The organism is Effusibacillus lacus (genome assembly GCF_002335525.1).
Classification (GTDB): Bacteria; Bacillota; Bacilli; order Tumebacillales; family Effusibacillaceae; genus Effusibacillus; species Effusibacillus lacus.
Map to the genome: position 1 here is coordinate 14260 of NZ_BDUF01000053.1, position 12794 is coordinate 27053.

At 51.9% G+C, this 12794-nt stretch carries 13 protein-coding genes; 8 read left to right on the forward strand and 5 right to left on the reverse strand.

The window, feature by feature from the left end:
- A partial coding sequence (locus tag EFBL_RS09605) for a (Fe-S)-binding protein (protein ID WP_231705743.1) occupies nt 1-1141 on the forward strand: 1141 nt, incomplete at its 5' end.
- Nucleotides 1142-1154: 13 nt separating this feature from the next.
- On the opposite strand, the gene EFBL_RS09610 is transcribed toward EFBL_RS09605, so the two are convergent.
- Nucleotides 1155-1805 carry an SGNH/GDSL hydrolase family protein gene (locus EFBL_RS09610; RefSeq protein WP_165912651.1) on the reverse strand — a complete coding sequence of 217 codons (651 nt, stop codon included), beginning with the start codon at nt 1803-1805 and terminating at the stop codon, nt 1155-1157.
- A gap of 175 nt (nt 1806-1980) precedes the next feature.
- Here EFBL_RS09610 and EFBL_RS09615 point away from each other — a divergent pair, with 175 nt between their 5' ends.
- Together EFBL_RS09615 and EFBL_RS09620 are read left to right on the forward strand one after the other, a co-directional pair.
- The gene (locus EFBL_RS09615) at nt 1981-2367 is read left to right on the forward strand and encodes a hypothetical protein (RefSeq protein ID WP_096181921.1); all 387 of its coding nucleotides are present in this window, start codon (nt 1981-1983) and stop codon (nt 2365-2367) included.
- 228 nt (nt 2368-2595) lie between these two features.
- On the forward strand, nt 2596-3687 hold the full coding sequence (locus EFBL_RS09620) for a DUF6920 family protein (protein WP_231705744.1): 1092 nt from the start codon (nt 2596-2598) through the stop codon (nt 3685-3687).
- Between the two features lie 21 nt (nt 3688-3708).
- Here EFBL_RS09620 and EFBL_RS09625 read toward each other — a convergent pair whose 3' ends face one another.
- The 3 genes from EFBL_RS09625 to mntA are packed head-to-tail and all read right to left on the reverse strand — an operon-like array spanning nt 3709 to nt 5840.
- Entirely contained in the window at nt 3709-4989 is a 1281-nt protein-coding gene (locus tag EFBL_RS09625; RefSeq protein ID WP_096181922.1) for an MDR family MFS transporter, read from the reverse strand.
- A gap of 40 nt (nt 4990-5029) precedes the next feature.
- Complete coding sequence (gene hepT, locus EFBL_RS09630) at nt 5030-5434, reverse strand: type VII toxin-antitoxin system HepT family RNase toxin (protein ID WP_096181923.1); 405 nt, start codon at nt 5432-5434, stop codon at nt 5030-5032.
- Complete coding sequence (gene mntA, locus EFBL_RS09635; protein WP_096181924.1) at nt 5427-5840, reverse strand: type VII toxin-antitoxin system MntA family adenylyltransferase antitoxin; 414 nt, start codon at nt 5838-5840, stop codon at nt 5427-5429. The genes hepT and mntA overlap by 8 nt, the downstream gene beginning before the upstream one ends.
- A 220-nt stretch (nt 5841-6060) precedes the next feature.
- Here mntA and EFBL_RS09640 point away from each other — a divergent pair, with 220 nt between their 5' ends.
- The 5 genes from EFBL_RS09640 to EFBL_RS09660 all read left to right on the forward strand — a co-directional run bounded on the left by EFBL_RS09640 (nt 6061) and on the right by EFBL_RS09660 (nt 11340).
- Nucleotides 6061-6759, forward strand: a complete 699-nt coding sequence (locus tag EFBL_RS09640; protein ID WP_131927743.1) for a cytochrome c biogenesis CcdA family protein — start codon at nt 6061-6063, stop codon at nt 6757-6759.
- 41 nt (nt 6760-6800) lie between these two features.
- Nucleotides 6801-7406, forward strand: a complete 606-nt coding sequence (locus tag EFBL_RS09645) for a TlpA family protein disulfide reductase (RefSeq protein ID WP_096181926.1) — start codon at nt 6801-6803, stop codon at nt 7404-7406.
- Between the two features lie 7 nt (nt 7407-7413).
- Nucleotides 7414-8097, forward strand: coding sequence for a response regulator transcription factor (locus tag EFBL_RS09650; protein ID WP_096181927.1), 684 nt, complete (start codon nt 7414-7416; stop codon nt 8095-8097).
- 3 nt (nt 8098-8100) lie between these two features.
- The gene (locus tag EFBL_RS09655; RefSeq protein WP_096181928.1) at nt 8101-9510 is read left to right on the forward strand and encodes a sensor histidine kinase; all 1410 of its coding nucleotides are present in this window, start codon (nt 8101-8103) and stop codon (nt 9508-9510) included.
- An 81-nt stretch (nt 9511-9591) separates the two neighbouring features.
- A complete protein-coding gene (locus EFBL_RS09660) occupies nt 9592-11340 on the forward strand; it encodes an adenine deaminase C-terminal domain-containing protein (RefSeq protein WP_165912650.1) in 1749 nt (582 codons plus the stop codon).
- Nucleotides 11341-11521: 181 nt separating this feature from the next.
- Here the strand turns inward: EFBL_RS09660 and EFBL_RS09665 are convergent, their stop codons facing one another.
- A complete protein-coding gene (locus tag EFBL_RS09665) occupies nt 11522-12652 on the reverse strand; it encodes a mandelate racemase/muconate lactonizing enzyme family protein (RefSeq protein ID WP_096181930.1) in 1131 nt (376 codons plus the stop codon).
- Nucleotides 12653-12794: the final 142 nt, after the last annotated feature.

A 12794-nucleotide genomic window follows, 5' to 3' on the forward strand; every position in this document is an offset into this window, starting at 1 on the left:
AGCGGTGGCTAATGGCCAGTTGGAAATCTCGGAAAAATTCGATTCGGATATGTACCTGTGTCTGGGGTGTCGTGCGTGCGAATCGGCTTGTCCGGCGGGAGTTCCTTATGGAACCCTGATTGAAGGCGCCCGGGAAGTGGTGGAAACCCATCGTCCGCGTCCGTTGGTTACAAGGTTCGTGCGGAACCTGACGATGAAACAACTGTTCCCCCATCCGAAGCGTATGGAGAAGTTGGGAACCTTGCTGTACTTCTACCAGAAGTCGGGACTGCGAACCCTTGCCCGGAAAAGCGGCATCATGAACCTCTTTCCAAAGAGCATGTCGGAAATGGAGAAGGCGGTTCCGGACGTTGCTTCCCCGTCTGAGCGGAAACAGCGCAAAGACTTCCTGCCAGCAAAAGGCGAGAAGCGAATGACGGTGGGATTGTTCAAAGGCTGCGTAATGGATGTCATGTTCTTTGATACCAACGAAGCAACCGCCAAGCTGTTGTCCGCTTTTGGCTGTGATGTGGTCTATTTCGAGGGACAGACCTGCTGTGGAGCTCTGCATGCGCATGCGGGTGACAAAAATGCGGCACGGGAGCTGGCCAAGCAAAACATTGAGGCTTTTGAGCGGGCAGGCATCGATGCGATGGTCAACAACGCAGGGGGCTGCGGCGCGGCGCTGAAAGAATATCATCACTGGTTCCACGGGGATCCGGAGTGGGAAGCGCGGGCCAAGAAGTTTGTGGATGCCCAGCGGGACGTGAACGAATTGCTTGCGACCTTGCCATTGCCAAAAATGAGATCCCTGCCTTACCGTGTGACCTATCAGGATTCCTGCCACCTGGCCCACGGGCAGAAAATCCGCCTGCAGCCGAGAGAACTGCTCAAGAGCATCCCGGGCGTGGAGTACGTGGAACTGCCGGAAGCGGACCGCTGCTGCGGGTCGGCAGGCATCTACAACATCACCAACTTTGACATGTCCATGCAGATTCTTGACGGCAAGATGAAGCATGTGGAAGGAACGAAGGCGGCTGTTGTCGTAACTTCCAACCCCGGATGTCTGCTGCAGATGCGGGCTGGCATCAAACGGGCGGGCCTTGAAGACAAGATGAAAGCCGTTCATATTGCAGATCTGCTGTACGAAGCGGTTGAATAAAGATCTGTCAGGATCATTTGACATAAGGAACCAGATTCCGGGCAATCACCCGGTGGCCTTCATCATTGGGATGAATAGGGTAAGGGCCAAAGGGAAAGTTTCTCATGGCATCTTCCAGCCTCCCTGTCCGGTACCCGGCAATCAACCGGGGTTCAAGTCCTGCAAACCACTTGTGCGTCGGGGCCAACAGCGCGTGATGAAGATCGGCCATTTTGGTTATGGTGTCATTCAGTTGGCTGACCGCATCAATTGCCAGAGGAGAATGTGGAAACGGATTGTATTGGGTGCACAGGACCAGTTGCGCCCGGCTCAACCGGCGGATGGTTGCCAGCAGCGAATTGAGGTTGCTTTCATAAATGGACAGTACCCTTTGCAGGGAATTTCGAGGCGCACCTTGAACCACAGAGAATCCGGCCCAGCGTATATCGTTTCCCCCGATCCAGACGCTGATTGTGGAGGCCCGGTGCAGGGGGGCGGGGAACCCGGATCTGACGGCGGACAGCAGGGATTTGCTCGTCCATCCGTTACGGGCAATAATGAATCTTTGTGCCTTGATCGATCGAGTTCGCAAGTCGGCTGTAATCAGGTTCGGATAGGTAAAATGCGGGGAAGAAGTGCCTTTCCCTGCCGTGATGGAGTCACCCAGAGCTGTATAGAAAATCACAAATACACCCCCTTTCTTACCAGTTAATTCAGCAAGAAGGTGAGCGGGCACGGACAATTGCCAATGGCAGGCGTCCATTTTTGGCCGCATGCGGAACAGAATCAGCGCGTGTGGAATGCTTTTTCAACATCTCCCCCGTAGTATATGGAGAATTCAACAACTAGGGGGGAGCCATGTGGCGATATCATACGAGTCCGCAGTCCGATTCCTGGGTCAGCCGGTGTGTGCAGAATGTCATGGGGGCACCAAACATTACGGGATTGTTCGTGAAGTAAATCGCAAGGGAATTGTCCTGCAGCCGTTTCCAGCAAGAGGTGAGTTTGTTCGCAGCCGTGGGAAAAGAATTGATGCGGTGACCGCCGACCGTCCTGACGGTGTAAAGGCGGAAAACGTTTTGCTGCCGTTCATCCTTCCATTTATAACGTTGTTTTCCCTGTCTCCTTATGGATACGGCACTCTTGGTGAATTTGGCGGGAACGGGTATAACGGGTATAACGGGAATGGCTTTCCAGGACCTTACGGATTTTTCGGATTTCCGAGACGCCGGCCTTTCTGGTTTTAAGGGCTGCAGGAACCTCCTTTTGGGGAGGTTTCTTTTTTTGGCGGCTCTGTAAAAACACAATGTTGATTTTCGCCCTTTTCTTGTTCAACTACGTGCAGGATAGTTTCATTAATTCGACAATAAAGTAGATAGGAGAAAAGGCAAAATTAACCGAATGCATTAGACAAATGGTACCAGAATGTGGCGGTGAACCACTGTATCCTGTAGAATCGTTAGGAGGTAAATCCGGTGAGAGTTTTTTTAATTGTTGTTATCGTCATTCATGGACTCATACATTTCATGGGCTTTATTAAGGCGTTTCATATCGCGGAGATGGATCAGCTGACACAAAATATTTCCAAACCCCTTGGCATTCTTTGGTTGTTTTCGGGTCTGCTATTTTTCGCATTATTATTCTTTATTTCTGCAAATAAAGATTGGTGGTGGATGCCAGCTATAGTCGCTATTGGTACTTCCCAGTTCCTCATTTTTCTCACATGGCAAGATGCAAAATTTGGCACTATACCGAACTTACTTATTTTTATTGCGATTATACTTGGATTCGCGTTGTGGAATTTTAATATACAGACGAATAAAGAAATACATGCGATTCTATCCCAAAGCAAAGAAACTGAAAAAACTGTGGTATCTGAACAAATGCTTGCTGCATTACCCTCTCCCGTGCAAAAGTGGCTAACCCATACAGGAATTGTCGGTAAAGAAAAAATCCGCAACGTATACCTCAAACAAACCGGACTCATCAAGCTCAAACCTGATCAAAAGAATTGGTCAAAAGCTGAGGCTGAGCAATATATAACAACGGATAAACCCGCTTTTCTTTGGAAAGTAAACATGTCCATAATGCCTTTGGTCAATGTCACAGGCAGAGATCTGTTTATGAATGGCGAGGGACAGATGAAAGTGAATCTTGCTTCCCTGATACCGGTAGTTAATGTTGCCAATAACGAAAAAATTGATCAATCATCCTTACAGAGATTTTTACTGGAATTGCCCTTGTATCCGTCTGCGGCCATGAGTCCGTATGTGACTTGGGAAAGTATCGATGATCATTCAGCTGCAGCTACCATGACTTATCAAGGAGTTACAGGATCGGCCACTTTTTTCTTTGACGATCATGGCGATTTTCTTAAGAGTAGCGCCCTAAGGTACAAAGATAGCGACGAAAGCGCCCAACTCATTGAATGCATTGGAGAAGTAAAAAGGAACAGTATAGTAAACGGTATAAAAATACCAACCCAAATTGATGTTTCCTGGATGTTGGAAGCTGGGAAATTTACTTGGTATAAACTTGAAATCTATGATGTAGTATTCAATAAATAAATGACCGGGAAAGATGTCAGATTACTTGTTCTCTCCTCTTTTCTTGCGCCAGGATACGGTGGGCGACAACGTCCGTTCCGACCTTTTTGTCAATGCTCCTCTCAGTGGACTGGCAAGAGCAGGCCACATATGCAAACCGTAAAGCACCAAACCCAATAATCCGCCTGCGGCGGCAAACACTACCCAGGGAAGCGTTGGGGCCGTCCAGGCCTTGGCAGCATTTATCAACTGCCCGCCTCCCACGTTTCCAAGGGATTCACCCAATCCCCAGACCAGTGACGCAATGCCAAAGTAGGTACCGATCAGTTGCGGTTCGGCCAATTCGGAGACCACCGTGTCAACCGTTGGCATTACCAGCATTTCACCCAGGGTAAAGATAGCCACACTCAGCAGCAGATCGTAAAAACCGCTTGACCAGATAACGCTGCCCAATCCTATCCCCATAATAACCGTACCGGCAGCCAGAATCAGCAGCGGGTGCAGGCGTGTCGAGGTGAAGCGGGTGATAGGCGCCTGCATGAAGATGATCATTATGCTGGTAAATGACCACAGGAGGCCGACACTTTTCGGATTGGGGAGGATGTCAGCAGCACGAAGCGGAATTGAGAATGTAAATTGGGCATACAGCGCCCAGATGAATACGGTTACCAAGCTGAAAACTAGGAATGGGCGGTCTTTTAGAATTTCAAAGGATGCCCGTCTGTCGGGTGTTTCACAGGGCGGGTTGGCACAGTCGGCTGGCAACAGCAGTCGATGGGTTAACGCCAGCCCGGCAAAGATCAAAGAACCGGCAATAAACAATGCAAGGGAAGTTCCTGCCAGCAGCGCACCGATCAGCGGGCCCACGGTTATCCCAATATTGGCGGCGATTCCCCGGAAAGAGAAGGCGGTGGATTTGTTCTGTTCCGTGGCAAAAGTGGCAATCCCCGCTTTTGCAGGCGGAGTGTAAATGCCTCCGCCCAGTCCCGTAAGAATGGAGGATGCGAAAAGAAGCGGGAGGGTGTTGGCAAACCCATAACCCAACAGTCCCACCGCACGCAAAATCAGGCCCAACACCAGGGTTCTTCGCTGCCCAAGCCGGTCGGTCAGTCCCCCGCCCAGCAAACTTCCGCTCAGATAGGCGATCGAACCGGTTCCCAGCACAGTTCCCACAGTTCCGGCACTCAGTCCTTTTTCAGCAGTCAAAATAATGGCCAGTAGGGGCAGAATCAAATAGTAGCCCAGATGAGAAAACAGAATGCCGCTCAGCAGCACCCAAAGGGGGCGACCAAAAGAAAGGGATGCCAGTCTCACGAGATTCACCTCGCGAGTAGCATCCCCTTTTTTGGGCGAATTTAGAAGCTTACTGCAGTTTTAGCACATGGTCGGCAAACCTTTTGAAATCCTCAAGATGTTTTTCAATAATGGTACGTACAATGTTCAGATTTATGGCTTGGTAATCATGGACCGCGATGTTTCGGAAACCAACCATGGCTTTCATTTTTGTCGTCATTTCCTGATCAATGATTTTGTTCCGATGCAACAGGTCAAATGCATCACGGCTGTTCTGGGGTATCCCAAGGTTCCTTTCCGAAACAAGATGCATGGCAAGGTCGATACTCGCTTCACACGCCCTTTGGATATTCAAAATGATTGCATCCTGCTTTGTAAAGTTCTCCAGATTCCGGGGGTCGCCCTGATATTCTTCCTCAATTCTCTTTATGCACCGTCCGATGGTCTGAATCTTGTTGGCTATGACATCATTCATTGAAGATGGACCCCCTTTCTTGCAGTTTGTCAAAAATGCATTGTCGCTCTTCGTTTAACAGGGCGTAATCTTTAAGGATCCTGATTTGGTACATCATTCTTCTCGGGGGGTCGAGATCCAGGATCACTTTACCCTTGCCAATGATTTGCGCCTGAAAGACGGTGCTGGCTTTCTTTAAATTGACAAGGTCCACTTCCAACCCCAGTTGATCCGCCAATTCTTGTGCCAGCATAAACGATTCGTAATCAGAGACTTCCTTGTCGGTGAGATAAGCTATGTCGAGATCGCTGTCTTCTCTCATCTTTCCTTGGGCACCCGATCCAAAAAGGTAAAGGGTGTAAGGCGACAATCTTTCCGACAACAATTCGGTTACCAGTTTCACCTGCGCTTGATTGACCCGATCCATAAGGCACCTCAAATCGTTTAAACGCCTTGTCCTCTGTAAATTATACCATCTCAGGCGAGCTATGCCTATGTAAAGTCTAGAGCCCGGGGACTGTCTAGTCGTTACCTGGGCTGACTTGACTATTATACAACTTCACAGAAACTTCATTTCAGATCGTGTATACTAGGGACAGAGCGTTTAAGAGGAGGAACTCATTTTGTTCGATGCAGCCAACCCAAACATGTTCATTGCATTTGCCGCGGGCATATTGTCTTTTCTTTCACCCTGTTGTTTGCCTTTATACCCTTCCTACATTTCTTATATAACAGGAATATCCTATGACCAAATGCAGGGGGAACGGGACAGGTTCCGGATTCGGCGTACCGCGCTTCTCCATTCGTTTTTCTTTGTGTTGGGTTTCTCGATTATCTTTATAGCGTTGGGGGCCAGCGCCGGACTGATCGGGCAGTTGTTCAACGAGTACAAGGATTTGATTCGCCAGATTGGCGGTATTATCATCATTGTCATGGGGCTTTTCCTTGCCGGAATCATTAAGTGGGAATACTTGATGAAGGAACGGAAGTTTCATCTCCGAAACAAACCGGCGGGTTACCTGGGTTCGGTCCTGGTGGGAATCACATTCTCGGCCGGTTGGACGCCATGCATCGGGCCGATTTTGACCGCTGTGATTTCATTGGCAGCTACCGATCCCGTAAACAGCGCCTGGCTGATGGTAGCCTATTCGCTGGGATTTGCCATCCCGTTCCTGATTCTGGCTTACAGCCTGGGCTCCGTACGCTGGCTGCTCAAGTATTCGGGGACGATTGCAAAGATTGGCGGATACGTTATGATTATCATGGGAATCTTGCTTTATACGAATGCCATGACTGTAATTACGGTGTATTTGATCCAGATCTTCGGAGGATTCACGGGCTTCTAGGAAGAATAATCCGGAAGCAGAACAATAATGGAGGTTGGAAAATGAAAAAGTGGCAAATGGGACTTGGAGTGCTGCTGGTGGCAGGATTGGCCCTGGCTGGATTGTTCATTAATGGCGGCACAGAAGCTGCTAAAGGCAAACAAGGGCAAGGGGCGGCTCCAACAAACCAGCTGTCTGAGACCGGGCAGGAACCGGCCAAGGGGGCGCAACCGGCGGCTCCAAAACCGGGCTTTCCGGCACCCGATTTCACACTGAATGATATGCAAGGCAATCCGGTAAAGCTCAGTGACCTGAAAGGGAAGCGTGTCCTTGTCAACTTCTGGGCCTCCTGGTGCCCGCCTTGCCAGGCGGAAATGCCGGAGTTGGTGGCCAAGTCCGAGAAATACAAAGACAAGATCGTCTTTCTGGGAGTCAACCTGACATCTCAAGATCCGAAAGCGGACGGTCCGAAGAAATTCGTGGAAAAATTTAACGTGAAATATCCCAACCTGATGGATGTCAAAGGAGAAGTGGGATCTCTCTATCAGGTTACCGGCATTCCGACCACCATCACCATTGGAGCGGACGGAGTAATCGTGGACCGCCACATGGGCGGAATGTCGGGGGATCAAATGGAACAGATGATCCAGAATCTCTTGAAAGAATAGAACGAACATGAACTACACCATCCTGATTGTGGAAGACGAAGCGAAGATTGCCGAAGTGGTCCGCGATTACCTGCAGAAAGACGGCTATCGGGTTGAAATCACGGAGAACGGTGAACAAGCGGTGAACCGTGTACTTCGCGGGGGAATCGACCTGGTGCTGTTGGACCTGATGCTGCCGGGCATGTCGGGAGAAGAAGTTTGCAAGAGAATCCGGGCCTGTTCAACCGTGCCCGTCATTATGATGACAGCCAAAACGGCCGAATCGGACCGGATTGAAGGGTTGTCGCTCGGGGCGGACGATTATGTCCCAAAGCCCTTCAGTCCGCGAGAACTGGTTGCGCGTGTCAAGGCGGTCCTGCGGCGCACCTCTGACCATGAACTGTTGGCAGACCGCATTTACTTGCCTGGTGGAATCATGGTCGATGACGTGAGCAAACAAGTTTTCAAGCATGGGGAAGTCGTTCCCCTCACCCCGACCGAATACAAGATCCTGGCATTGCTTGCCAGACATCCCCGCCGAACCTTCTCCCGTTCCGATCTGGTGGAGCGAATCCTCGGTTTTGATTACGAAGGAGAAGAACGGGTGATTGACACTCACGTCAAGAATCTCCGGCGGAAGATTGAGGACGATCCGAAGAATCCGCAAATCGTTGTGTCGGTTTACGGCCACGGGTACCGGCTGGGAGGGTAAATCTTGCGTTCGCTTCAGAAGAAACTGGCGTTCATTCTGACCGGGTTGGCGGTGGCGGCCGTGCTCCTGTCCACCTGGATTCTGACTGCCTTTGACAGATATCACTTTCAGCAATACGTCTCCCAAAACAAACAGCTGCGCAATGAACGAATCGTCCAGACCCTAGCCCACGCCTATGAGAAATCCGGCGGCTGGAAGAAGGACACGGGGGCGCAAGTGGGGGAGTATTTGTCCCGGGAAGGAGTCGGCATCCGGTTGCTTGATTCCAACGGGAGCACTGTCTGGCAGTATGAGAGACTCAATCCGCCACAGGACGCCCAATTGGAGGACACCCGTCATACCAAGCACTTGGAGAATCAGATGGCTTCCACAGATCGGATTGAAATCCAAAGCCACGGCCAAACCATCGGGTTTGCGGAAGTCACTTACATTGATCCTGAATCTTACACTGCATTGGACTATCACTACTGGCAGGGCATGACCCAGGGGGTAGTCAGCGCCATCCTGCCTGTTATCGTATTGTCCCTGGCTGTCAGTTGGCTTCTCTCCCGCCGGATTACCCAGCCGTTGACCGATATGATCGGGCTTGCCCGCAAGATGCGGGAAGGGCAGCTGAATGTGCGGGTCCGGCCGGAAAAAGGCGGGGACGAGCTGGCCCAACTGGCGCAGTCGCTAAACCACCTGGCGGAGGAGTTGCAGAAGCAGGACAAGCTCCGCAGGAACCTGACAGCCGATGTGGCCCATGAATTAAGGACACCCCTTACCACTCTGAAAAGCCACATCGAAGCCATGACCGAAGGGGTTTGGGAACCGACACCGGAACGGCTGCAGGGTTGTCAGGAGGAAGTGGAAAGGCTGATTGGCCTGGTCACCAGCTTGCAGTCATTGTCACAGGCGGAAAGCGACAGCCTGGTTATGAACCTGCGCGAAGAGGATGTGACGGACGCCACCCGGCAAGTGCTGAATATCATGGAGGCTGCCTTTGCCGCGAAGGGGGTCCGCCAGGAGTTTGATGGCGAAAGTGCCGTTTTGGCTTTGATTGATCGCGACAAGTGGAAACAGATCCTGATGAACCTGCTGGAAAACGCCTTGAAACACACCGAACCGGGGGGCAAAGTGAGGGTGTCGGTAGGCATGCAACGGGTCCCCGGCGGCGGGGGCGGTCTCCACGGGAGCAATCACAATGTTTTGGTCACTGTGGCCGATACGGGCAAGGGCATTGAGGCGGAACATGTACCTTATATCTTTGAGAGGTTCTACCGGGCAGATCCGTCTCGTACCCGTACCACAGGAGGGGCGGGAATTGGACTCACCATCGTGAAAAAACTGGTCGAGGCGCATGGAGGAACCATCGAGGTGAAAAGTGAACCGGGAGCCGGGACGGAGTTCCGGATCCGGTTGCCCGGAGCGTGATTGGGGGCCTTATTATTTCCAAAATACCGAATGGTCGTTCATTCATTTTGTTGGTATGCTGGAGGAAAGGGGGTTCGATTGATGCAGAAGAGGTTACGTCCGCTTACGATTGATTCGTATTTTCCGCTGCTTGGCGTTGGCAAAGGAAAGGTGAAAGCCGATTTGTACCTGCGCGGGGCAAAGGTGATCAACGTCTATACGGGAGAAGTGCAAACAGCAAACGTAGCGGTCAAAGGCAAACATATAGCCTACGTCGGTCCATCGGAGGAGATGGTCGGACCGAGTACGGAAGTTGTGGAGCTGGAGGGGAGATTTTTGTGCCCCGGTTATATCGAACCTCATTGCCATCCGTTCCAGGTTTACAATCCCGATTCCTTGGCCCGGTTTGTCCTGCCCCATGGCACGACGACCATGGTCAATGACAACATGGGGCTGTACATGCTGGTAGGAGCAGACAGGTTCCTCAGGATGATCGAAGAGATGGGTTCCTGGCCTGTCAAAATGTTGTGGAGTGTACGGTTGGACCCGCAGACCCACTCGGAAGAACTGGATAAATTTTTTACTCCGGATCTTATGAAACAATTGGTATCCCATCCTTTGGTTGTCCAGTCGGGGGAACTGACCGCTTGGCCCCAGCTGCTGGGCGGAGACATGCGGATTGCGGAGAACATTCTCGAGACCCTGCGGATTGGAAAACGGTTGGAGGGGCATTTGCCGGGTGCGTCCCTTGAGACTCTCTCGATGCTGGCTGCCGCAGGCGTGTCGGCCGATCATGAAGCCATGACGGCGGAAGAGGCGCTTCGCCGACTGCGGATTGGCCTGTGGACCACACTTCGGTACAGTTCCCTGCGTCCGGATTTGCCGGAGATTGTAAGAGGCCTTGCCGGGTACAAAGGTGACACGAAACGGATGATGATGACCACGGATGGAGCGACACCCGCTTTTCTGAAGGACGGGTTTACGGATCATATGCTTAAGGTTGCCATGGAGTCGGGGATGGACCCGATGACCGCCTATCAGTTGGTGACCATTAACCCTGCCACCTATTACGGGCTGGATGGGGAAGTGGGAGGAATTGCGCCGGGAAGATTGGCCGATATTCTGGTATTGGAAGACCTGGACCGCCCCACCCCTGTTGCCGTATTGGCAGAAGGGAAATGGGCAGCGCGGGAAGGCAGACTTCTCCAGGAATGGCCCCAGTTGGATTGGGAAGGGTATGGATTGCAGAAGATCCGGGAAGAGTGGCGAATGTCCGGGGATGATTTTGCAATGAAGGCGGAATTACCCGTGATACGTTTGGAAAATCCGGCCATTACCCGGCTGGAACCGCTGCCTGATGATGGAGGCGGAGCGGACCCCGGGGGTGCCGACGGGATCGTTCATGCTGCATTGATTGGTCAGGATGGAAGCTGGATTGTGGAAAGCAAACTCAGTGGATTGGCGGATCGCCTGGACGGCATCGCCAGCTCGTATACGGCTTCCGACGGCATTGTGGCGGCAGGGCAGAACCGGGAAGCGATGGCGCAAGCGGTCAACCGGGTGCTGGAAATTGGCGGAGGCATTGTCATTGTGGAAGACGGGAAGATCCTGTTCGAGCTTGAGATGCCGATTGCCGGAGGAATGGCTGTGGAAGACATGGAAACCGTCATCCGTAAGGTCGAGCACTTCGAACAGCTGTTGTATGAGCGGGGGCATCCGCATTATGACCCTATTTACACATTCTTGTTCATTTCCTCGACCCATCTCCCCGAAGTCCGGTTGACAGCGAAAGGCGTGCTGCATGTAAAAAGCGGAAAAATACTTAATGAACCAAAGAGGGTATTCTCATGACAAAGGACAAAATCCGCTAATTCTATTCAATATACGCCGTTTCTAGCGAAATCCTCCGTTCATATGATAAGGTACCCAATGGGAAACTCCAAGAAGTCCATCCGTACATTGGGTCTCTCCTTTCTGAGCCGCCCTTGTTCAGGGCGGCTTCTTTCGTATGGTCTGCCCGCAGGTACGCAGACTACACGTACGTACTGCCGTCCCACCGATGCTTCTCAAGAATATCCTGATTCAGTTCGACCCCGATTCCGGTCCCGGAAGGAATCGCCACTTTCCCATTGACAGGCTGCAGCGGAACAAGGGCGGTAAACGGATTTTCCATGAAGTCCCACTCCACCGGTTCGATTTTGTTCCCGTCCATCTTGCTCCAGGGAGCCAGGCAGGCATGGGCGAACAGCGCATATAAACGGGAAAGTCCTCCGTCAAACGCATGGGGAGATACCCGGGTACCAAAGTGCCGCCCCAGTTGAAGGGTATCCCTGTACCCTTCAATTCCATCCCCATGCATCACATCCGGTTGAATCATGTCGAGGGCTCCTTCCTGCAACAGGGGCAGGAAGTCGGCTGCGCTTTTCAGGTTCTCGCCCCCGGCCACAGGTACCGGCAGAACGGTCCGGAGCCGTTTGTAGTCGGACACCCGGTTCATCGGCATCGGTTCTTCCAACCACAAAAGGTTGTCGTATTTCCTGGCCCATTTGCGAAAGAGCGGCTCCCATTGCCTTGCCGCCGCCAGGTCATAGCTCTGGTTGGCGTCCACCGCCAGCCCGATTTTTCCTTCCAACAAGTGTTGCAAAGACCGGATATGGTCCTGGTCTTCCCGCAGGGTGCGGCCGCCAATCTTCACTTTGATCTGTTGGAACCCGCTGTTGACAGCCTTCTCCACCAGCCCCAGCGAGTGTCGTATCCAATCGTCCCGCTCCGAATAGGACTGAAAAGACGCATAGACAGGTACTTTCTCCCGCCATGCGCCTCCCCATAAATCCGTCACAGACAATCCGGCCGATTTGGCGACAATTTCGGTAAGCGCCATGCTTACACCTGCCGCTGTCCGCTGGTGCCACTTTTTCACCGTTTTGACCAGGTGGAGCCGGTCAGTCGCCTTCTTTCCCAATAAGCAGGGGATGATTCGTTCCCGGAATCCCTTGTCCAGGGTAGGAAGCCAATCAATAATCTCACCCCAGCCCTCAATGCCCGAACGGGTTGTAATGCGGAACAAATAGCAGGAACGGTATTTCTTGTAGCCATTGGCATCGCCGTAAGGCTGCGGAAGTTGGTACAGCAGAGGAAATGTATCGATTCGTTCAATCAGCAAGGGGTGACCTCCTTGTGGTTGGCAACAGTTCTACATGGTCATTATTACAGATCCCGCAGAAGCTTATTCCTTTTCAGGACATATCCCATTTGGCAGGAGGCCAGGATTGGTGGTTTTATACGATGGCAATTGGGAAGCTATT